This is a genomic window from Oceanobacillus sp. J11TS1 (assembly GCF_018333215.1).
Classification (GTDB): domain Bacteria; phylum Bacillota; class Bacilli; order Bacillales; family Amphibacillaceae; genus Oceanobacillus.
The window spans coordinates 1-22,030 of sequence record NZ_BORO01000015.1 but is presented as its reverse complement, the minus strand read 5'-3'; the positions used below and the strand labels follow the sequence as shown (position 1 = coordinate 22,030).

Here is a 22,030-nt window from a genome sequence, read left to right as displayed (position 1 = left end):
AAATGTAAAACAAGCCCCATCCAATCTAACCTCATTAAAAAATAGATAACTCGATATTTAATAGCTTTTTTAACTGATGTTGACGTAGCCGTTGTTTTTGAATCGGTTGCTTCTGGAGACGTAGATGCTACTTTAGCAGCTTGGATGCCAGTTACACACAAAGAATTCTATGAAAATCTTAAGGATAACTTTATTGACTTAGATCCAAACTTAAAAGGAGCAAAGATTGGTATTGTTGTTCCAGATAGAGCCAAATCATTAAAATCTAGTAATTAGCCTTTTAATCAAGGAAATTCCCTCCTATTAGTCCCTCCAAGGAAAATCCGAACATTATTTGGTTTTTGTGTTATTTGATTCGCTTTTTTAGCCGAGGCAAACAAGTATAAGGTTAATCAAGCGTACGATAAGAGCGGAATGAGATATAATGTTCGTATTTTGAATTGACGTTTGTTTTTCTTACTGATAAAATAACTAATGGTTAGTTTAAAAAACAAATGATGATAAGTGATTGTTTTGACATGAATGGATATATAAGGAAGTATTAAAATTTCATGTTGGGCAAGAATCTTCATATATAAAATAATCTTGGAGGTGCACCATGTCCTCAGTAGTAGTTGTAGGTACGCAATGGGGAGATGAAGGGAAAGGTAAAATTACCGATTTCCTATCTCAAAATGCAGAAGTAGTTGCTCGTTATCAAGGCGGAAATAACGCTGGTCATACGATTAAGTTTGATGAGGTAACATACAAGTTACATTTAATCCCGTCTGGAATTTTCTTTAATGATAAAACGTGTGTTCTTGGAAATGGAATGGTTATTGATCCAAAAGCATTTGTAGAGGAAATTGCTTATTTACATGAGCGCAATGTTTCTACAGATAATCTTCGTATCAGTAATCGTGCGCATGTTATTCTTCCGTATCATTTGAAGCTAGATATTCTTCAAGAAGAAGAAAAAGGTGCAAATAAAATTGGTACAACGAAAAAAGGAATTGGTCCTGCTTATATGGATAAAGCAGCGCGTGTTGGTATTCGTGTCGCTGATTTAATGGATAAAGATTCTTTCCGTGAAAAATTAGAGCAAAACTTAAGAGAAAAGAATCGTTTATTTGAAAAAGTATATGAGTCTGATTCTATTCAAGTAGAAGATATTTTAGAGGAATACTATGAATATGGACAGCAAATGGCTCCTTATGTTGTAGATACATCTGTTGTTTTAAACGATGCAATCGATCAAGGAAAACGTGTCCTGTTTGAAGGTGCACAAGGAGTTATGCTTGATATTGACCAAGGTACGTATCCGTTTGTAACATCTTCTAACCCGATTGCCGGTGGTGTTACGATTGGTTCTGGTGTAGGTCCGACTAAAATTAATCATGTTGTAGGTGTCTCAAAAGCATATACAACACGTGTAGGTGACGGTCCATTCCCAACAGAATTAAATGATGAAGTTGGACATCAAATCCGTGAAGTTGGCCGTGAATATGGGACAACAACGGGCCGTGCGCGCCGTGTAGGCTGGTTTGACAGCGTGGTTGTCCGTCATGCACGCCGTGTGAGTGGTATTACGGATTTATCTTTAAACTCAATTGATGTACTAACTGGTATTGAAACACTAAAAATCTGTGTAGCATATCGTTACAAAGGTGAAGTTATTAAAGAGTTCCCTGCAAGCTTAAAAGCTCTTGCGGAGTGTGAACCAGTATATGAAGAGATGCCAGGCTGGACAGAAGATATTACAGGTGTGAAGACGTTGGATGAACTTCCAGAAAACGCACGTCATTATTTAGAACGAATTTCTCAATTAACAGAAATTCCATTATCTATCTTCTCTGTTGGTCCGGATCGTTCACAAACAAATGTAGTAAGAAGCGTTTATCGCCCATAAATAAAATTATTAAAAAGAGGCTGTCCATACAGTCTCTTTTTGCTTTTATTAAGTAAAAGTATTCTCTTCTATTTTTAAAAATTTTTATCGTGAAGACTAAGGAGCAGAAATACTAAATACATAAAATTTAGTTGCTTGATTATAATTATAATAATAATACAGTCAATTAACATTTATACATTCATAATCAAATATACACCACCTTCTCTTGACAACAAGACATAATAGTAATTTTACGTTAAAATAGAGAGAGTAAGTTTATTGCTATTTTTATAATCAAGCTATTAACATTAATTGTTTGAATCTACCTTTATATATAAAAAATCATTTATTTCATGATTAAACACTTTAACTAGCGGAAGCTATTAAGGTAAAGTTTTAATTTCAATCTAATAACATTTTTATAAATTATTTAACTAAAAAAGGATGTGCAACCTATGAGTCAAAAAATACTAGTTGTTGATGATGAACAGCCAATTGCAGATATATTAAAATTTAATCTGGAAAAAGAAGGTTATCAAGTCGTGGTAGCGAATGATGGAGATACAGCGATTGAACTCGCAGAATCAGAGCGCCCAAATTTAATTCTATTAGATATTATGCTGCCAGGGAAAGACGGGAATGAAGTATTACGTGAAGTGCGTAAAACACAAAGTATCCCTGTTATCATGCTGACAGCAAAAGATGCAGAAATTGATAAAGTACTAGGATTAGAGTTAGGAGCGGACGACTATGTAACCAAACCTTTCAGCAATCGAGAATTAATCGCGCGTGTCAAAGCAAATCTGCGCCGTGAGCATGTTACAGATGAACCAGTAAAAACAACAAAGGATATTGTTATTGGAGATTTAACCGTTCACCCGGATGCTTATGTAGTTTCTCGTAAAGGAGAAGAAATTGAACTAACACACCGAGAGTTTGAATTACTGCATTATTTAGCACGTCATATAGGGCAAGTCATGACAAGAGAACATTTGTTGGAAACAGTGTGGGGTTATGATTATTTTGGCGATGTTCGTACAGTCGATGTTACGGTTCGGCGTCTGCGTGAAAAAATTGAGGAAAACCCGAGTAACCCATTATGGATCGTGACAAGAAGAGGTGTCGGTTACTATTTACGTAATCCTGAACAGGAGTAAGGTGTTATGAATAAAGTTGGTTTTTTTAAATCGATCCAGTTAAAGTTCATTATCATTTACATTCTGCTCTTAATTTTAGCGGTGCAGGTTATTGGATCTTTCTTTACCCACCGTCTGGAAGAGAATTTAATGGATACGTATAAGGCTTCCATTAATGAGCGTGTGGAGATGCTGAGTTATAATCTGGAGCAAGCTTTCACAAGAGAACGGACAGATCCTGAAGATAGTTTAGAACAGGAAATTCAAGCCATTATAAATGATGTAAATACAGAAAATATAACGACGACCATTCATGTTTATAATAGTCAAGGACGGATTTTAGGGACGAATCAAATCGATGGACAGTCAGAGGTTGGGAAGAAATCGACGGAAATAAATGTAAAGAATACATTATTATTCGACACGCCTCGGAAAAATATGTACTTTGATCCAAAAACGGACAGTAGGGTCTATGTACATGTGGAACCATTAATTGGGGATGATAATGTTTCTGTTGGAGCAATCCAATTTAAAGCTTCCCTGGAGGAAGTTTATGACCAAATTGAAGAGATTAATAATATCTTTTTGCAGGGCTCTATTTTAGCGATAACGATCTCCGCAATCCTGGGAATTTTAGTTGCTCGAACCATTACAAAGCCAATTAAAGAGATGCGTGAACAAGCGCTAATCATGGCGAATGGTGACTTTACACAAAAGCTGGATGTCTATGGCCAAGATGAAATAGGCCAGCTTGCAGAAACGTTTAATGACTTAAATAGCAGGCTCAAGCATTCCTACGCCACGATTGAAGAGGAACGGAGGAAATTGAGTTCCGTGCTTTCCTACATGAGTGATGGGGTTATTGCAACGGATCAAACTGGCTCTGTGACATTGATGAATGACGCTGCAGCACGGATGATTGGAGCTGACCCAGATGACGTTATCAGTGACGATTTAATTGATGTGTTGAACCTGGAAGAAAAAAATATGGATATTAGTAAACTTCCAGATAGCGGTTCGATGATTATTGATTTTAGTGATGAAGAGACACCGTTTATTATCCGAGCGAACTTTTCGACAGTCGTTGATGAGGAAGAAGAAGTAACTGGTTTTATTACGGTGATTAGTGATGTTACCGAACAAGAGAAAATAGAACAAGAACGTCGGGATTTTGTGTCGAATGTATCGCATGAGCTGCGTACACCGCTAACAACAATGAAAAGTTATTTAGAAGCATTGTCTGATGGAGCTTGGGAAAATAAAGAAATTGCCCCACGCTTTTTAGAGGTGACACAAAAGGAAACAGATCGCATGATACGAATGGTAAATGACCTATTGCAGCTTTCTAAGATGGATTCCGATGAGCTGCCAATGCATAAAGAAAGAACTGAATTTATGGGGTATGTGCAACAAGTGCTTGATCGTTACGAAATGAATTTACCAGAAACGATCACATTAGAGCGTAATATACCAAAAGGAAAATCATTTGTATGGATGGATAAAGATAAGATTACCCAAGTATTTGATAATATTATTACCAATGCTTTCAAATATTCGCCAGAGGGCGGAAAAGTGCGCGTCAATCTTGATGTAAGACGCCATATTGTGATTGTCAGTATCCAGGATGAAGGAATGGGAATTCCATATGATAAGCTCGACAAAATATTTGACCGTTTTTACCGTGCAGACCGTGCTAGAACAAGAAAACTTGGAGGAACAGGGCTTGGTTTAGCCATTACTAAAGAACTTGTAGAAGCCCATCATGGTAAGATTTGGGCGCAAAGTAAAGAAGAGTGCGGAACGACAATTCTATTTACCTTGCCACTCATGGGATCGAAGCGGGGGAAAGGCAAATGAAATTAGAGACTGCAAAATCATTATTGCTGATTGTTTTAATAGGAACCAGTTTAATTCTTACGTTTGGAATGTGGAACTATCGAGCGGAATATGAGCCGTTAAATAATGAAGGGTCTATCGATCAAGTAGATTTAGGCGGAGAACAGAAGGATGTAAGTGATGTTGTCATGCCTAATGACATTATTTTTAAAATGAATGGACAATACTTCGGGCATGTAGACCCAATGGATAAAGTGCAATTTTTTGGAGAAATGCAGCAATGGGAGATTACAGGTATACAAAACAGCAATATAGCTGAAGAAAAAGAATCCGATGCGGAAGTAGAAGTTATCTTCCCAACAGAGATTCCTTTGTCGTTATTTGGTGATATTTTAAATATGGATGATTCATTTGCTCATAGTGCGAACTTTTATGTGGATCGGTTCTATATCGATCTGCAAGAGGATAATCAGCTATTAAGGATTCGATTTGTGGAGAGGGGTGGAGAAAACGTTGTGGAAGGTGTTATTCGTTCCGTGACGAACTATGATGCCCTGCTGTCGATTTTTAATGATTTAACGGATGACAAATACGAGGAAATGAAGTTATTGACCGATACAGCCAGGAATATCTACATTCCGGTAAAACCAAAAACAATGACTTCCTATACGTATACCTTTGACACGATGGATGCTGTGAAAATTAGAAATATCATGTTTTCCAATCCTAATTTGGTCAGTGTATCAGAATCAGCACCGGGATCGATTATGTATCGGACAGATAATCGTCAATTAAATATTTCGGGACATGGTATGAGATTTATCAACGTTGCTGAACCAAATAATGAACCAACAGAAATCAGTATCTTACAACGAAGCCTAGATAATATTAACGAGTATTCTGGGTTTACAGATGATTACCGGTTAGATAGCTTTTCAGAAGAAAGTATTGCTTATCGTCTGTACCATTTTCAATATCCTGTTGTAAATAACTCGTATATGGATTTATCGACAATTTATCAAGAATGGCATAACGATCAGCTAAGTGAATATAATCGTTCCTTGATATCTTTACGAATGATTATTAATACATCGACCAAAAAGTTAAGAAATAGCGATGAAATCATTGCCAGCATTCAGCGGAATGAAAATCAATCCGACATTCGAGATGTGCAGATTGGCTATCGATTAACGATTGAGTCGGATGATAATGGCGAGGATTATATATTATTAGAGCCGAATTGGTATCAGCGGATTAATAACAGCTGGTCAACAGTACCAGACCAGAATGCAGATACACAGAGCTTAGAAGGGGGAAGTTGAGAATGCAATGGTCACATATCAAAACACTGTTTATTCTCAGTTTCCTTGTCTTAAATGTTTATTTACTGTTTCAATTTATTAGCAAGCAGCAAGAGATGGATATTCCAGAACTCGAAATTAGCGATATGAACTTAGATGATGAACTGGACCAAGAAAATATCAAGATTACCGCAGATGTTAGTTTCGAAGTGCCAGAATTAAGTTATATTTCATCTTCACAAAAGGAATTTACCGCGTCAGAAATTAGCGATTTAAATGATAAAGAGGATATGGATGCAGAGAAAAGCGTGGATAATCAATTAGTATTAGCAGAGTTTTCCCAGCCGTTAGAGATTCCAAAGAATCCAACGGCTGATATGATTTCTAACTTAGTCAGTCCTTATGTTCTAGATGCATCCGAATTTAGCTTTGGGACATGGAATCATGATCTGAATATTATCGTCTTTTATCAAAATAAAGAGGGGCATCCGATCTATTTAAATCAACATGCGATGCTTATCTTCTATGTAAACGATGATAATGAAATTACACATTATACGCAGACCATGGTTGGTAAAGCAAATCCACAAGGAAGTACAACATTAAATACGCCAATGACTGCCATTGGTTCCCTTCTTCATAATCGCTCTTTAAAAGCGGATGAAGAAGTGACAGACGTTACTTATGGCTTTTATTCAAGAATTGAGGAAGAAGGAGAAGGTACACAGGTTTTTGCGCCAACTTATAAAATAACCGTAAATGAGGAACGCGATTATTTTGTCAATGCGGTGGAGTCCTTTACGTACCCGGGGAGCTATACAGAGTATTTTGTAGCCATGTTTCAGGAAAATTATTTAAGAAAGCTTACTTTAATGTTGGATGGGGAAGAATCAAATGCAAATCACTTTATTTCAATAATTGAAGATAAGATTGAGCCTTTTAGGAGTGAAACGGAATGACCTTACGTTTTAGTGTGCTTGCATCTGGCAGCACAGGTAATGCATTTTATATAGAAACAGAGCAACAGCGGCTATTAGTAGACGCTGGATTAAGCGGGAAAAAGATGGATGGTCTTTTCCAGACAATCGATGTTGATCCTTCAAAGCTAGATGGGATCCTTGTAACGCATGAGCATAGTGACCATATCAAAGGTTTAGGAATCTTTGCGCGTAAATATAATCTTCCCATTTATGCAAATGAGAAGACATGGCAGGCGATGGACAGTTCCTTAGGCAAATTAACCATTGATCAAAAGTTTCAATTTGATATGGGATCTGTCCGCAGCTTTGGGGATCTAGAAGTCGAATCCTTTGGCGTGTCTCATGACGCAGCAGAGCCTATGTTTTACACGTTCCGCAATGATGGCAATAAAGTTGCTCTTGTTACCGATTTAGGCTATGTATCAGAGCGTATCAAGAAAACAGTGGAAGATGCAGATGCCTACATTTTTGAAGCAAATCATGATGTAGAGATGCTTCGAATGGGACGTTATCCTTGGAATGTAAAACGACGTATCCTTGGAGATTCCGGACACGTTTCCAACGAAGATTGTGGGCTTGCTTTAACCGATATTATTTCCAACCGTACCAAAAGGATTTACTTAGCGCATCTTAGCTTGGATAATAATATGAAGGATCTCGCACGTATGTCTGTAGACCAGGTTTTAACCGAGCGGGGAATAGATGTTGAACTGCATGACACAGATCCAAATGAACCAACCCCACTGTATGAGGTGGGCTCTGTAACAGAGCGTGTATAGAAGAGAAGGAATAGAAAATACTGTGAGGTCTGTATTTGGGATAAATATTTCATTTGTGCATAAACTGAAATTAGTTACCAAATGCAGACCTCTGTTTTTGCACAAGAAATTATAGAATTATTACCTTGTGGATAACTATTAGCAGAAAATAGCCGTGTCCAGCTCCGTGAGCCCTGAGCACAGCATCTTTGGAAGAAAACCACTTCTTACGGAGTTATCCACAGGAGTCTCCGTATCATTCCTTCCCGCTCATTTATGTGATTACTATAATTTAATCCACAATGTTAATAATTCGTTTGCGAACAGTTTCACGGTAATAGCAACTAACTTTTTTAGAAAGAAGTAAGAATTTTGCGTTTAGTAACCGAAGCTTATTGGGAAGAAACAGGTAGATGAATGGATAAGGAGAAAGATATATGGGATATAATGATTACCCGGATCAACCTCAATCACAACCGAAACCGAGTAAGAAGAAAAAAGGGAAGTGGCTTGTCCCGCTATTAACTGGCATTATCCTTGGTGGGTTACTTGTGCTCATTATCAATCCAGATTTTCTTAAAAGCGAGGATAGAGGAGCGAATTCCGCGAAAGAAGAAATGAATGATGGTATAAGCAGCGGTAACGGCACCGTGGAGCAGCCAATGCAGGTGGATGTCTCCACACAGCTGACCGAAATTATTGAGCAAGTGACTCCGGCTGTTGTCGGCATCAGTAATATTCAGCAGCATGTCTCTTGGGGAGCTGGTGCGGATGGTATTGAAGCGGGAACCGGGTCAGGTGTTATTTATAAAGTAGAAAATGGTGAAACCTATATTGTAACAAATCATCATGTTATTGAAGATGCCGATACAGTAGAAGTTATCATGCACGATGATACACACATGGAAGCAGAAATTATCGGGAGCGATTTATTTACCGATTTAGCAGTACTTAAAATGGAAAGCGGAAAGGGAGATACCGCACTGGAAATTGGCTCCTCAGCAAACCTGAAAGTAGGAGAACCAGCAATTGCAATTGGTAATCCTTTAGGTGTATATTTATCGAGTACAGTCACGCAAGGTGTGATTAGCGGAACAGAGCGTACGATTCCAATGGATTTTAATTTTGATGGGCGACCGGATTGGCAAGCCGAAGTCATCCAGACAGATGCGGCAATTAATCCAGGAAATAGCGGCGGTGCCCTGATTAATTTATACGGCCAATTAATCGGGATTAATTCCATGAAAATCAATGAGGAAGCAGTAGAAGGGATTGGTTTTGCCATACCAATCGATAGGGCACTTCCAGTCATCGAGGAGCTTGAGAAAAATGGGGAAGTCATCCGCCCATATTTAGGCGTGGAAACTTATTCGATTGAGGAGCTGCCACAGTATGAATGGAGAAACACATTGCAATTACCGCTTGAAGTAGATGGCGGTGTTTATGTGTGGAGCGTAGAAAAATCATCACCAGCTGACCTGGCAGGTATGAAACAATATGATGTGATTGTCGAATTAGATGGGGAACCAGTTCATAATATTATTGACTTGCGAAAAATCCTTTATGAGAATAAAAATGTCGGTGATACCGTAGAAGTTACTTTTTATCGAAATGGTGAGTTAAACAAAACAGACATTGAGCTGGATGTACAATAATGAAAGGATAAGGAATGGATAGCTATAAGTCCATTCCTTTTTGGTTATGCGCAAAGATTTGGTGAATATTAAAATTTAAATTATGATATGATACCATGGAATTACTATTATGGGGAATGGAGAGGAGTATCTCCGGAGATGAAACAAAAATTAACTATTTATTCAGTATTATTATTACTTATTTTAGGATTAGGAGGTTGTAAAGAGGCGGTAGAAGAAAGAGATAAAAAAATTTCGGAAATGAGTGCAGAAGAATTACCCGATGTCACGGCATTTCAAGATGAGTTTACACGTGAATTTATGGTTTCGACAGAACCAGTCAAAGGAGGGTATTATTTATTTCGATCGAAAACAGGTGGATATACAATGATGTATCCGGAGAATGCACGATTAGATAACCTTTACTATGAAAGTCCTTCTGATGATTATGAAACTGTTAAGTATGGAGCAACTAATGAAGAAGTAGGATACTGGTATTTGGTGCGTGGGACGTATAATCAGGGCAAGGGGGCTGATTCTTTAGAAGGATTAAAAGCAGCGGTAGAAGGTCATACAAAGTATAATGGAGAATATGAACAGATGGACTATAACGATAAGAGGATTCACTTTGCAAAAATGGAAAATGTGAGGTCTACGGGGAGAAGTATAACTTACCGCTTTATAGGAATAATCCAATCCAAAAACAGTAACCAAGCTCTTTCGTATATTTGTAATGTAACTACAGATTATGAAAATGATATTAACGTACCATCTATCGAAAAGGAAGTGTTGAATATCATGGAATCGGTAGAATTTCAAAAATTGGAGTAAGGAGGTAGAGGTTTATGTCTGATGGGGCAAAGGTTCTTTTTGAAGACCCATTGATACAAGATCGATTAATGAAGGAAGAGTATGGAAAATTAACAGAGGAAAAGGTTGAACAAATTTTGAGACGAGAGAAAAACTATCTAAAAGAAGAATAGGGATTCATTACTCTGAAAATTAAAATTATGATACCATATAATTACTCTTATAAAAATGGGGAGGAGTATCTCCGGAAATGAAACAGAATCTATTAATTTATTCAGCATTACTTTTTTTGCTTATTTTAGGATTAGGAGGTTGTAAAGAAAAGAAGGACGAAAAAAACAAAAGAGACTTATTACTTAGATGAAAGATTACATAAAATTAAATTGGAAATATGTTAACATATAATTACTATTATGAAAATGGAGAGGAGTATCTCCGGTGGTGAAACGAAAATTAACTATTTATTCAGTATTATTATTGCTTATTTTAGGATTAGGAGGTTGTAAAGAGGTGGGAGAAGAAAAAGACAAAAAAGTCACGGAAATGAGCACAGAAGAATTACCAGATGTTACAGCATTTCAAGATGAATTCACACGCGAATTTATGGTTTCGACAGAACCGGCCAAAGAAGGATACTATTTATTTCAGTCGAAAACAGGTGGATATACTATGATGTATCCGGAGAATGCGAAATTAGACAAGTTATATTATGACATGTCAGTCGGTGAGTCTGATTCCAGTGCTTATGAAGGCATTCAATATGGAGAGAGTATAAAAGAGGAATATCAATATTTTGTTCGGGCAACGTATAACCGCGGTAAGCAAGCCAATAATCTAGAAGTATTGAAAGAGATATTAAAATCGCGCACGAGTTTCGATGGAGAATATGAAACCTTAGACTATAAAGATAAGACGATTAATTACGCAACTGCAGAGCGTGTAACACGTAATGAGAAGAATAAAGTTTATCGTTTTTTAGGTATCATCCAATCGAAAAGCAGTAGTCAATCACTTTCTTATACTTATAACGTAATTGCTGATGAAGAGAAAAATATTGATTTACAGTCTATTGAGGAGGACGTATTAGCTATCATGGAATCTGTAGAATTTCAAAAATTGGAGTAGGGGAGCTGAAAAATCATGCCCAGTGAGAACACGGATATTCTTCTCAAAGATTGCTTAATACAAGATCGATTAATGGAGGAAGAATACGGTAAATTAACTGAAGAAGAGTTTAAACAAATTTATATTGAAGAAACAGGGCAAAAGCCACCTGAAACGATAAATATTTATTATTCTGAAGACTATGTTAATGAGTCTGAAGCTAATGGTTTTAATGGTACAATTATTCATTTCTATGATAAAAATCGGGAAATTAATGAGGCGTATACGATAGCTAGAGGCAGCGAAGGGATGGAATTAACTGAAGGTAATTGGAGGCTTGATGATTGGGCATATAATACAATGGGAATTTTAACTGGGCAGGATGCTAAACAATATGAAGCCCTGATATCCTTTGATAAACAAGTAACAGATGAAATATTAACGAACACCAAGCAAGATGACCAAGAATTAGTAAAATTCGGTTTAGGGCATTCCCTCGGTGGCAATTTGATTACAACAGTTGAATTACTAACGGATCGATTTAAAGATGTTTACACAACTAATCATGCACCACCCACTCCTCATCAGCTAGCTGAAATAAGCGCTGAGTTTAGAGAGGATTTAGCTATTGAATTTAACATTGATCCATATGATGATTTAGCAATCTATGACATCGACCTTGAAGAATTAAATACATTCACAGAAGAGTATTACCGAGAAAACGGAGAAAATATTCATCATAGATACATTAATAATGAAATGATGCATGTATTAAGTGAACTAGATATTTTTATTGAAACAGGAACTTCTACTGCTATTGAAGGGGTAGATAATGAGGAATTAGATGGCTTACACGATTTGGTCAAAGCGATTCCAAATGAAGTAGTGTCAAATATACAATTATACTTAGCCAAAAATTATAGTGAAGTATACAGTGAAAATGGGTTTGATGGACTGTTTCAAATAGTAACGGGTATAGATGCAGAGGTAATGGATGATGTATTTAGGGTATTGAGCGTGACTGGGGATGATTGGGCAAGTAAAGATAATCTGGAATCACTTTATAGTATAGTAACTTCTTCGCCCGGTATAATAGCTGAAATGAAAGAGAAAATGCCTCGATTTCAACAACAAATACAAACCTTGAATACACATCTTCCAACAATATTAGCTGAGTTCCAGGAGCTAGGATATTTAACCGAAAAACAGAAAAATCTTATTTTAGAAGAAGCAAAAATTATAGAGGAGAATACAGAAATTATCGAAGAATCGAGCCAAAAATTAAGTACATGGAATATATTTGCTACAACTAATTCATTGGTAACCATCTATTTATCGTATCAAATCATAAAAGATAGTTTAGGTAGAATTTCAGAGGAAACAAAAGATATTCAAGAAGCTTTCATGAAATCTGCCGAATCCCATAAATTAGGCGCAGTTATTAGCGCGTTAGGTGCGCTAAAAGGGAGGGAGTATACGGACTCAGGTGTTATTGTAACCGGTACAAGTGAATCGGGTGGAAAAATAAAATTAAATTTGACTTCCGCCATCCAAATTTATGAACGGGGTATAGCTTTGGTGGAAGAACAGCAAGCAACTTGTGATAAGATAAGAGAACTGTTCGAATCAGAGTACTTAAATGATTTCATTAAGAGAAGAGACAACGTTGTTGAAAAAATAGAAAATATGGAAGCAAATCCACATGATTATCAATATTTACTTGGTGATTACCCTCCAAGTGCATACCGAGTTTACCAAATCAAAAGAATTGAAGTAGATTACGATATACCAGGAGATATTGGTTTTCAAGAATCATTTGAAAATCTTCTTGAACATTTAGAAATGGAGGTTAATAAATCTCTGCAAACATTAGGGATAATCCGGGAAACACTTGAACAGTTTTTTGAAAAAGAAGAGGAGATTGCAAATTCAATTTTTCAGGGGGCATAAAGATGGAAATGGGAGAGGAAAGTCTGCTTTATCAATTTGAAAAGATAGAGGATTTAACTGACAAGGCAGAGCTATTCAAAGCTGAATTAAACAAGTTACAAGCTTTTACAGAGAGCTTGAATCGGCTTGTGAAAAATAAATTTGAAGATAGTGATGGGAAATTAATTACAAGTATCATTGAAGAAATTGATACAACATCCAATAAGAATCTTCAGCTATTTGAAGAGACTAAAATGGATATGAAATACTTTGCGACAAATTATACGGAAATCATTAATGATATGAATATGCAAAAGGTAATATTGCATTATGAAATAAAAACAATGGAAGATGAATGATAGATCTCCAATGAAGAGTTTGTATACATCTTTCCCCAAATTATGTTCTAAACCGTTAAAGGCTGGATCAAAAAGCGATGCAGCTTTTTTTATGTGGTTATCCACAAAAACAAAGAGTTATTCACAAATAGGGGATAACTCTTTGTTTAATTTCTATATTTTGTGTGGAAGATATGTTCTTATACAAGATAACTGCGAACATTTGTGCATATGTGGATATAAATGTGGATAAGTGTAAGTTGTCCATAGCTTATATACAGGTTTTTATAATTACACAGAGGTTTTCCACATGTGGATGTGAGAAAGTTAAGCGAAGTCCTCCTTTTGCCGACGGCGCGTCCACAAAAAGATAAGTAGAACAAGTAAAGTTATATCTAATCGCGATGCAAATAAAAAAGCAATGACACCTTCATTCGCCAGTATAGGAATTTTTGAGAAAAAGAGTGCTCCAAGCATAATGAAAATTAGTGGAATGATGGATATGTGGATAAATATCCTACCTATTAACAGCATTCCTGCCATCACTTCGAAAAGGGCTACGAAAAAGTAAACATATTCGGAAAAAGGAATCCCCATCTGTGCAAAACTGCTTATCATCGATAGGTCCGCAAATTTCATCATTCCGGAAACAAGAAAAACAAATCCAACTACATAACAAATCAGTTTTATTGGTTTCATGTGAAACAATCCCCCTTTTTTAATCGTATGCGGGGAAAGGGACAATCTTTCCAAACAATAATAAAGTATGTATAATTCAATATGTATGCTTAGATGCTGGTTAAGATTTTTTGAGAAAGGGAGGAGAAATATGCTGCGTCAATTTTTTTCATACTATAAACCGCATAAACGATTATTTATTATAGATTTTTCGGCTGCAGTGTTTGTTGCTCTGCTTGAGCTGGCTTTTCCAGTAGCGGTACAAGGCTTTATTGATCAATTATTACCGGGGCAAAATTGGAATATCATTGTTGTCGTCTCTATCTTGTTGCTGATTGTTTATATAATCAGTAGCTATTTGCAGTATGTCGTTTCCTTTTTAGGACATAAACTTGGTATTAATATAGAAACAGATATGCGCCGTGATTTATTCTATCAGGTACAGAGACAATCTTTTCGTTTCTTTGATAATACGAAAACAGGGCATATCATGAGTCGTATCACCAATGATTTATTTGATTTAGGGGAGCTGGCCCACCATGGTCCAGAGGATTTCTTTATCTCGATTATGACATTTTTAGGTGCTTTCTTTATTATGTTCACCATTAATCCAGTTTTAGCACTTATTGTTCTTATTACCGTACCAATTTTGATTTTCCTTATTACATTTGGGAATATTCGTATGAATAGAGCTTGGAAGCAAATGTATGCGAACATTGCGGGAGTGAATGCGCGGATTGAAGATGCAGTTTCTGGTGTACGTGTCGTACAATCCTTTACCAATGAGGAATTTGAAAAGAGTCGTTTCCAAGAGGATAACCAAAAGTTTCGTACTGCCAAAGTTCGTGCATACAAGGTGATGGGAATTGTTCATGCAAATATATTCTTATTGATGCGTTTAATGACGTTAATTGTCCTTGTTGTAGGTGCATGGTTTACTTATACAGATCGCCTTTCCTATGGGGAGCTTGTCAGCTTTATTTTATTTGTCAATGTGCTGACCACACCAATTAATAAAATTACGGCATTATTAGAATTATATCCAAAAGGAATGGCTGGCTTCAAACGTTTTTCAGATATGATGGCTGTTAATCCAGATGTGGAGGACAAGCCAGATGCTGAAGCGGTAAGTCAATTAAGAGGGGATATTCGTTTTAATCAAGTTAGCTTTAGCTATGATAAAACGAAAAAACCTGTACTGAATCATATTAATTTTAATATTAAGCATGGAGAAACGGTTGCATTTGTCGGACCATCTGGTGCCGGAAAAACTACGATTTCTGCTTTGATTCCAAGATTTTATGATGTGAATGAGGGATCCATTACCATTGATGGCATGGATATTCGTGATATGACAAAGGAATCTCTCCGAAGCAAAATAGGTGTCGTCCAGCAGGATGTTTTTCTATTTACAGGAACCCTGCGTGAGAATATTGCTTACGGAAATTTGGAAGCAACAAATGAAGAAATCGAACTTGCTGCAAAACGTGCACATATGGAAGACTTTATTAAGGAACTTCCAGATGGATATGAGACACAGGTTGGAGAAAGAGGCTTGAAGCTTTCAGGAGGCCAAAAGCAACGAATCGCCATTGCTCGTATGTTCTTGAAAAATCCACCCATTCTTATTTTGGATGAGGCAACCTCTGCACTAGATACGGAGACAGAGATGATTATTCAAAAAGCATTGAACGAACTTGCAGCTAACCGCACAACGATTATCATTGCTCATCGTCTCGCTACAATTAAAGAAGCAGATCGTATCATGGTCGTGACGAAAAAAGGAATTGAAGAAGAAGGAACACATGAAGAACTCCTAGCGAAAAAAGGTATCTTTGCCCATTTACATGGCGTACAGATGAAATAAGCAAACAGGCTGTCACTTAAGAGGCAGCCTGTTTTTCTTCGTAGGTGAAAATTTGCTCCGGCCACGGGCTGAGCCGCTCGAAAAAGGAGGAGGTCGCTCCAGCCATGGTCCGAACCGCTCGAAAAAGAAGAAATTCGCTCCAACCAAGAGTCAAAGCGCTCGAAATAGAGAAAAAGCGCTCCAATCAAGGATCAAAGCGCTCGAAGATAGAGAGAAAGCGCTCCAGAGTCAAAGTTTCAAACCGCTCCAAAATAGAGAAAAGCGCTCCAACCAAGATCCAAACCGCTCCAAAATAGGAGAAACCCACTCCGCCCAACCTCCCAAACCACTGCCATATCTTATTATTAACTAAAAATCCCACGTCCCCTCGAAACATTCCGAAAATCTATTTCCCAGGCAATAATTTCTATAAGCATAAAAACATATAAACGACAAAAGCTAATGTTAAATAGGAGGTGGCAATATGAAGCGGATGTATCGAGTGGTTGTTTTTGTCAGTATTATTATGATTCCTTTGTTGATTGGAACATGGGTGAATGCCGAGGAGCCGGAATATGCACCATGGGGACAAGTTGCAATGAAAGAAGTAAAGGCAAAATATCCTCAAGAAAAAATTGTCGATTATTTGCATGTAGGTAGACAATCAGAGGGAGAAACGACGGTTGAAACTTTTAAATTATGGTTAGTCGGTGAGAAAAAAGAATTTGGTGTTATTATTGATATTTATTTTAAAACAAGTACCCAAGAAATAATTGAGATAAAAATGAAGGAAACACAGAATTAGGAAAAGTTAATGCTTCCACTCGCTTGCTAACAGACCATAAACGACTAAATCCTCAAAATGATCGTAAAGCCATTCACCTTGTCGAATAATGCCTTCTTTTTGAAAGTTGAATCGTTCTGGAATAGCGCGGCTTTTTTTATTATGTGTTGTCGCACGGATCTCAATACGGTTTAATCGCAACGTATAAAACGCATAATCAATCATCACTTGAACTGCTGCTGTCATGACTCCTTTTCCCTGATAGGTTGGGTCTAACCAATAGCCAATGGATGTACTGCCATTTTGCCAATCAATATAATTATAACTAATACAGCCAATAATGTTGTTGCCCTTGAAAATACCTACATGGAGGGATTGTTTTCGTTGGGCACTTTGCAAGCACATGTCAATAAACGCTAAACAATCTGTTGGCTGTCTCGTCATTTCTATCCAAGGAAGCCATGTACGCAACTTTTCTCTGGAATTTTCCACAACCTTAAACAGTGCATTTGCATCTGTCAGCTGTAACTGACGCAGGCTCAAGTTGTCATCTATTGTATAATGAAACATAGCAGTCTCCTTCCTGGTGCCCTTTTTTAAACATCTTCTCTTATCATACGTTATTTGTGCGCAGATGTTTAATAATTTCGTGAAAATATATTACAATAGACTATATAGCTTAAAAAAAGGAAAGATTATGCAAGGAAGTCCTTTATTTATGATAAAATGGGTTAATGAATTGTTTTTACAATAAAACGGAATAACCTGTAATTAGACATTATATTTAGCGGAAGGAATTCACGATGACGCTTTCGGGAAGCGTGGTGAATTACTGGAACTGGTCCAGGTACTGAGACGGGGACTGGGACTGCGATTACTCGTCCCATCGAAGGGCTTTTGCGATTACTCAACTCACCGAAAAAATTTACGATTACCCGCCCCACAAACCCCATTTGAGCGGCCGCTATTGTCTATACATATGATAAAGTTTCACTTTTAATATAGAGGGAAGAAGGATGGTACATGAGCGAAGAAAACGTCACACGAATCCATTTAAATGGAAAAGAATATATTTTAATTGGAACAGCCCATGTTTCCAAAAATAGTGCGGAACAGGTGAAAGAAGTTATTGAAAGAGAACGACCTGACGCCATATGTATTGAATTAGATGCACAACGTTATCAATCTGTGAAGGATAATAATAAATGGAAAAACACAGATATTTTTCAAGTAATCCGAGATAAAAAAGCAGTTATGCTATTAATGAACTTGGCGGTTTCCTCTTTCCAGAAGCGAATGGCAAAACAATTTGGTATCCGCCCGGGAGAAGAAATGATACAAGGTATGCTGTCAGCGGAAGAGACTGGCGCTGAGCTGGTCTTGGCGGATCGGGATATTCAAATAACATTTTCCCGAATTTGGGGGAATATTAGCTTTAAAGGAAAAGCCATGCTGTTAATGCAAGTGTTTGGGAGTATCTTCACCAGAGAGGAAATTACAGAAGAAGAATTAGAAAAAATGAAGCAGCAAGATACCATTAATGCGATGCTGCAAGAGTTTACAGAGCATTTCCCAGACTTAAAGAAGCCGTTAATTGACGAACGAGATCAGTATCTGTCGCAAAAAATTAAAGAGGCTCCTGGAGATAAGGTAGTGGCTATCCTTGGCGCAGCACACGTTCCAGGTATTACAAAAGAAATCGAAAAAGAGCAGGATTTGGAAAAATTACGGGAGCGTCCGCCAAAACCAAAGTGGCCGAAAGTAATTGGCTGGACAATTCCTATTTTAATTATAGCAATCATTGCTTATACATTTATTACGAATCCATCAGCGGGCTGGCAGCAAACAATAAGCTGGGTGCTCTGGAATGGTTCGCTTTCAGCCGTTGGTGCATTTGCTGCTTTTGCACACCCATTAGCTGCTCTTACCGCATTTGTCGCAGCGCCATTTACTTCGCTGAATCCATTGCTTGCATCGGGTTGGTTTGCAGGTTTTGTACAAGCTTATATTAAGCGCCCTAATGTGGGTGATTTTGATTCATTAGCAGATGATGTTCATTCTGTAAAAGGTTTTTGGAATAATAAAGTCACACGTATTTTGCTGGTGATCGTGTTTGCAAACATAGGAAGCTCTTTAGGAACCCTTATTGGCGGTGCAGACGTTATTCGTGTATTTATCCAAAACTTATTATAAGTAGGTGTCCAAAAAGAGGGACTAAAGGTAAGATGTCATTTTTAAAGGAACCTCTAATATGCGTTTAAGATGGTTATACTAACCAGTAGTAAAAGATAGTTTTCAAATGGAAAGCTATCTTTTCTGCACAGAAATGAAATGATCAGTACCAAATTCAAATTTTTTATTTTATTTAGGAGGAATTTACTCGTGATCATTGCGATCATTTTTTTATTATTTGTATCACTTTTCTTCTCAGGAAGTGAAACAGCTTTAACAGCAACCAATAAGGTAAGGTTGCAGGCTAAAGCAAACGATGGAGATATAAAAGCAGAAAAACTTCTTCATCTGGTTTCCAAACCGAGTGAATTTATTACGGCTATTTTGATTGGGAATAATGTGGCAAATATTTTGCTTCCTACCCTTGTTACTATGTTGGCAATAAATTATGGATGGAATGTAGGACTAGCTTCAGCGATTCTTACAGTTACCATTATCATATTTTCAGAAGTTATCCCAAAATCTATAGCAGCCAGTTTCCCTAACCGGATTTCTTTTTTAGTATTTCCCATTATTCGCGTAGTTGTGTTTATCCTAAAGCCAATTACCTTCTTATTAAATGGGTTGACCGGCTTTATTACAAAAGTACTTTCTAAAGGAGAAGTACAGGCTGGATCTGTTTCTAAGGAAGAGTTACGGGCGATTGTCGATATTGCAGATTCAGAAGGGGCATTCCAAAAGGATGAGTCTTCGCGAATTCGAGGTGTTTTCGATTTTTATCATCTGAACGTGAAAGATGTTTTAAAAACTCCTCGTGTCGAAATTGTCGGTTTGGATAATGAAGCAACCTATCAAGAAGTAAAGGATTTAGTCCTCTCTAGCCCATTTACGCGGTACCCTGTCTACGGGGAAGACGTGGATGATATTATTGGGATTTTTCACTCTAAATATTTAATTGCTTGGACCGACGATAAGGGAAAAGTACTCACCGATTATAGTGATACAGATCCGCTTCGAGTATATGAATTTAATAATATTGAATGGGTATTCCATAAAATGCTGGAGGAAAAGAAACACATGGCTATCGTGCTGGATGAGTACGGCGGCACCGAGGGAATTGTGACACAAGAAGATATTATTGAAGTCATGATTGGACAGGAAATTGAAGATGAGATGGACATAGAAGAAGATGCTCTGGTTGAAAAACTGACGGAAACAGAAATTATCTGTGACGGAAAAATTACCCTGCATCAATTAAATAATACCTTTGATACAGACATCCCAGAAGAAGACGATGTTCTCGCAGCCTACATCCTAAGAAATTTCACTACCTTCCCAGCAGAGGGAGATAGTTTAGAAAAAGAGAACTTAACCTTTCACATTTTAGAAATCGACGGAAGATATATTAAGCGAGTTCAGATTATTAAATAGAAAGAATGAAGACTTGTGGGCCTCTCTTCATGCAAGAAGGTCCCGTCCTACAAGTTCCCACATCTTTCTGATTTCAATGTGTCAAAATTCTTAAAATGTCGATTTTTGCTATATGAGCCTGTCTCTTTAGGAAAGATTTCGTTATAATGTATGGAAGGAACAGGATGTAGAGGAGCTGAACGGTTTGAAATCTATCTGTGTGGAGCAATTAGTAAATGAATTTCAATTGGAAGTCCTAGCTGGAGGAGAACAGTTAGATCGTACCATCAAAAAAGCGAAAACACATCGCCCCGGTTTAGAATTTATAGGTTACTTTGATTTCTTTCCGATGGAGCGCGTACAGATATTAGGGAAGAAAGAAATTAACTTCCTGAAGCAGCAATCGGATGAAGCTCGTGCGGAACAGATTGGCCATGTAGTGCATTATCATCCGCCTTGCTTTATCGTGACTGCCAATCAAGATGGTTTGACCTATTTGACAAAATTCTGTCATGAAGAACAAATTCCGCTGCTGCGTACCAAAGAATCAACAGTTGATTTTACTGCAAAGGTCGATAACTATTTAACACGAAAGCTTGCACCTGAAATTGCGGTGCATGGTGTTTGTTTGAATGTCTCTGGAATTGGTATTTTAATTCGCGGAGAATCAGGTGTTGGGAAGAGTGAGTTAGCCCATACTTTAATTGGACGCGGACATCGCCTCGTTTCTGACGATATTGTTATTTTGAAAAAGCTGAGCCATAAGACGATTCTTGGTACACATAATGACATTAATCGGGAATTTCTCGCACTGCGCAGTGTGGGTCTTTTAAATGTCGTTCGCATGTATGGACGGAAAGCTTACCAGGATGAATCCCGTATTTCCTTAGATATTGAACTTAAAAAATGGGAAAAAGATGCGTTAAACAATGACTTAGAGTTAAAAACAGAACATCAGGAATATATGGGCGTAGAGGTCCCAAGTATTGAGATTCAACTTCAACCAGGGAGAGATGTTGCTGGTTTAGTAGAAGCAGCCGCGAATAATTGGTACCTGCAGCAACAAGGTTATAAAGCTTCCGCAGACTTTATGGAACGCGTTCAATGGGAAGATGGAGATGACTGATTTTTTCATTAGAGATATTAGTGAGGGGGGAGGAAATAGATTCTCCCCCTTTTGTTATTGCTGTTACACCCGCTTTTGCGGGCTGGTCGGTTCCTGTAGTATTTATAAACAATAGTCCCGCTTTAAAAGAGTCGAATGCGCTCGAAAAAGTAGGAATTCGCTCCAGCCCAAGCCGAATGCGCTCGAAAAAGGATTAAGTCCATATAATTGTGTAAAAAGGGGAAATAAAAAAAGAGCCATATTAATTCCTTATGATACAATGTTTTCAACGACGATAAACAAAGTAGGAGGAATTAATAATGACTCAATTACAGTTTA

20 protein-coding genes are annotated in these 22,030 nt (G+C 37.3%); 18 read left to right on the top strand and 2 right to left on the bottom strand.

Annotation, left to right across the window (positions count from 1 at the left end):
• Positions 1-45 precede the first annotated feature (45 nt).
• From KI343_RS12540 to KI343_RS12480, 13 genes are all read left to right on the top strand, one after another.
• Complete coding sequence (locus tag KI343_RS12540; protein ID WP_212926819.1) at positions 46-276, top strand: glycine betaine ABC transporter substrate-binding protein; 231 nt, start codon at positions 46-48, stop codon at positions 274-276.
• Between the two features lie 322 nt (positions 277-598).
• Positions 599-1,888, top strand: a complete 1,290-nt coding sequence (locus KI343_RS12535; RefSeq protein WP_212926768.1) for an adenylosuccinate synthase — start codon at positions 599-601, stop codon at positions 1,886-1,888.
• A 437-nt stretch (positions 1,889-2,325) separates the two neighbouring features.
• The gene (gene yycF, locus KI343_RS12530; protein ID WP_212926767.1) at positions 2,326-3,027 is read left to right on the top strand and encodes a response regulator YycF; all 702 of its coding nucleotides are present in this window, start codon (positions 2,326-2,328) and stop codon (positions 3,025-3,027) included.
• A 6-nt stretch (positions 3,028-3,033) separates the two neighbouring features.
• Positions 3,034-4,863, top strand: a complete 1,830-nt coding sequence (gene walK / locus KI343_RS12525; RefSeq protein WP_212926766.1) for a cell wall metabolism sensor histidine kinase WalK — start codon at positions 3,034-3,036, stop codon at positions 4,861-4,863.
• Positions 4,860-6,164, top strand: coding sequence for a YycH family regulatory protein (locus KI343_RS12520; RefSeq protein ID WP_212926765.1), 1,305 nt, complete (start codon positions 4,860-4,862; stop codon positions 6,162-6,164). The genes walK and KI343_RS12520 overlap by 4 nt, the downstream gene beginning before the upstream one ends.
• 2 nt (positions 6,165-6,166) lie before the next feature.
• On the top strand, positions 6,167-7,102 hold the full coding sequence (locus KI343_RS12515; protein ID WP_212926764.1) for a two-component system regulatory protein YycI: 936 nt from the start codon (positions 6,167-6,169) through the stop codon (positions 7,100-7,102).
• Entirely contained in the window at positions 7,099-7,902 is an 804-nt protein-coding gene (locus tag KI343_RS12510; protein ID WP_212926763.1) for an MBL fold metallo-hydrolase, read from the top strand. The genes KI343_RS12515 and KI343_RS12510 overlap by 4 nt, the downstream gene beginning before the upstream one ends.
• A gap of 416 nt (positions 7,903-8,318) precedes the next feature.
• Positions 8,319-9,536, top strand: coding sequence for a S1C family serine protease (locus tag KI343_RS12505; RefSeq protein WP_212926762.1), 1,218 nt, complete (start codon positions 8,319-8,321; stop codon positions 9,534-9,536).
• A gap of 138 nt (positions 9,537-9,674) precedes the next feature.
• Entirely contained in the window at positions 9,675-10,346 is a 672-nt protein-coding gene (locus KI343_RS12500; RefSeq protein WP_212926761.1) for a hypothetical protein, read from the top strand.
• Between the two features lie 14 nt (positions 10,347-10,360).
• Entirely contained in the window at positions 10,361-10,498 is a 138-nt protein-coding gene (locus KI343_RS12495) for a hypothetical protein (RefSeq protein ID WP_212926760.1), read from the top strand.
• 265 nt (positions 10,499-10,763) lie between these two features.
• On the top strand, positions 10,764-11,450 hold the full coding sequence (locus KI343_RS12490; RefSeq protein WP_212926759.1) for a hypothetical protein: 687 nt from the start codon (positions 10,764-10,766) through the stop codon (positions 11,448-11,450).
• A 15-nt stretch (positions 11,451-11,465) separates the two neighbouring features.
• A complete protein-coding gene (locus tag KI343_RS12485) occupies positions 11,466-13,379 on the top strand; it encodes a DUF6792 domain-containing protein (RefSeq protein WP_212926758.1) in 1,914 nt (637 codons plus the stop codon).
• A gap of 2 nt (positions 13,380-13,381) precedes the next feature.
• Entirely contained in the window at positions 13,382-13,717 is a 336-nt protein-coding gene (locus KI343_RS12480; RefSeq protein ID WP_212926757.1) for a hypothetical protein, read from the top strand.
• 306 nt (positions 13,718-14,023) lie between these two features.
• Here KI343_RS12480 and KI343_RS12475 read toward each other — a convergent pair whose 3' ends face one another.
• Positions 14,024-14,395 carry a DoxX family protein gene (locus tag KI343_RS12475; RefSeq protein WP_212926756.1) on the bottom strand — a complete coding sequence of 124 codons (372 nt, stop codon included), beginning with the start codon at positions 14,393-14,395 and terminating at the stop codon, positions 14,024-14,026.
• Positions 14,396-14,525: 130 nt separating this feature from the next.
• Between KI343_RS12475 and KI343_RS12470 the strand changes: the two genes are divergently transcribed.
• Both KI343_RS12470 and KI343_RS12465 read left to right on the top strand, forming a co-directional pair.
• Positions 14,526-16,241 (top strand): ABC transporter ATP-binding protein, encoded by a 1,716-nt coding sequence (locus KI343_RS12470; RefSeq protein WP_212926755.1) that lies wholly within the window; start codon positions 14,526-14,528, stop codon positions 16,239-16,241.
• A 463-nt stretch (positions 16,242-16,704) separates the two neighbouring features.
• Positions 16,705-17,025, top strand: coding sequence for a DUF3889 domain-containing protein (locus KI343_RS12465; protein ID WP_212926754.1), 321 nt, complete (start codon positions 16,705-16,707; stop codon positions 17,023-17,025).
• 6 nt (positions 17,026-17,031) lie between these two features.
• On the opposite strand, the gene KI343_RS12460 is transcribed toward KI343_RS12465, so the two are convergent.
• Positions 17,032-17,574, bottom strand: a complete 543-nt coding sequence (locus KI343_RS12460) for a GNAT family N-acetyltransferase (protein WP_212926753.1) — start codon at positions 17,572-17,574, stop codon at positions 17,032-17,034.
• A 453-nt stretch (positions 17,575-18,027) separates the two neighbouring features.
• Here KI343_RS12460 and KI343_RS12455 point away from each other — a divergent pair, with 453 nt between their 5' ends.
• The 3 genes from KI343_RS12455 (at position 18,028) to hprK (ending at position 21,712) form a co-directional block, all read left to right on the top strand.
• The gene (locus KI343_RS12455) at positions 18,028-19,197 is read left to right on the top strand and encodes a TraB/GumN family protein (RefSeq protein ID WP_212926752.1); all 1,170 of its coding nucleotides are present in this window, start codon (positions 18,028-18,030) and stop codon (positions 19,195-19,197) included.
• A 189-nt stretch (positions 19,198-19,386) separates the two neighbouring features.
• Entirely contained in the window at positions 19,387-20,607 is a 1,221-nt protein-coding gene (locus KI343_RS12450; protein ID WP_212926751.1) for a hemolysin family protein, read from the top strand.
• Between the two features lie 184 nt (positions 20,608-20,791).
• Positions 20,792-21,712, top strand: a complete 921-nt coding sequence (gene hprK / locus KI343_RS12445) for an HPr(Ser) kinase/phosphatase (protein WP_212926750.1) — start codon at positions 20,792-20,794, stop codon at positions 21,710-21,712.
• Positions 21,713-22,030 lie beyond the last annotated feature (318 nt).

What these genes read in the sequence shown, in the direction of transcription:
- KI343_RS12520 (WP_212926765.1), top strand. Translation starts at nt 4,860, where the DNA reads ATGAAATTAGAGACTGCAAAATCATTATTGCTGATTGTTTTAATAGGA.
- KI343_RS12465 (WP_212926754.1), top strand. Translation starts at nt 16,705, where the DNA reads ATGAAGCGGATGTATCGAGTGGTTGTTTTTGTCAGTATTATTATGATT.
- KI343_RS12485 (WP_212926758.1), top strand. Translation starts at nt 11,466, where the DNA reads ATGCCCAGTGAGAACACGGATATTCTTCTCAAAGATTGCTTAATACAA.
- yycF (WP_212926767.1), top strand. Translation starts at nt 2,326, where the DNA reads ATGAGTCAAAAAATACTAGTTGTTGATGATGAACAGCCAATTGCAGAT.
- KI343_RS12510 (WP_212926763.1), top strand. Translation starts at nt 7,099, where the DNA reads ATGACCTTACGTTTTAGTGTGCTTGCATCTGGCAGCACAGGTAATGCA.
- KI343_RS12500 (WP_212926761.1), top strand. Translation starts at nt 9,675, where the DNA reads ATGAAACAAAAATTAACTATTTATTCAGTATTATTATTACTTATTTTA.
- KI343_RS12535 (WP_212926768.1), top strand. Translation starts at nt 599, where the DNA reads ATGTCCTCAGTAGTAGTTGTAGGTACGCAATGGGGAGATGAAGGGAAA.
- KI343_RS12515 (WP_212926764.1), top strand. Translation starts at nt 6,167, where the DNA reads ATGCAATGGTCACATATCAAAACACTGTTTATTCTCAGTTTCCTTGTC.
- KI343_RS12505 (WP_212926762.1), top strand. Translation starts at nt 8,319, where the DNA reads ATGGGATATAATGATTACCCGGATCAACCTCAATCACAACCGAAACCG.
- KI343_RS12495 (WP_212926760.1), top strand. Translation starts at nt 10,361, where the DNA reads ATGTCTGATGGGGCAAAGGTTCTTTTTGAAGACCCATTGATACAAGAT.
- KI343_RS12475 (WP_212926756.1), bottom strand. Translation starts at nt 14,395, where the DNA reads ATGAAACCAATAAAACTGATTTGTTATGTAGTTGGATTTGTTTTTCTT.
- KI343_RS12460 (WP_212926753.1), bottom strand. Translation starts at nt 17,574, where the DNA reads ATGTTTCATTATACAATAGATGACAACTTGAGCCTGCGTCAGTTACAG.
- KI343_RS12470 (WP_212926755.1), top strand. Translation starts at nt 14,526, where the DNA reads ATGCTGCGTCAATTTTTTTCATACTATAAACCGCATAAACGATTATTT.
- walK (WP_212926766.1), top strand. Translation starts at nt 3,034, where the DNA reads ATGAATAAAGTTGGTTTTTTTAAATCGATCCAGTTAAAGTTCATTATC.
- KI343_RS12455 (WP_212926752.1), top strand. Translation starts at nt 18,028, where the DNA reads ATGAGCGAAGAAAACGTCACACGAATCCATTTAAATGGAAAAGAATAT.
- KI343_RS12480 (WP_212926757.1), top strand. Translation starts at nt 13,382, where the DNA reads ATGGAAATGGGAGAGGAAAGTCTGCTTTATCAATTTGAAAAGATAGAG.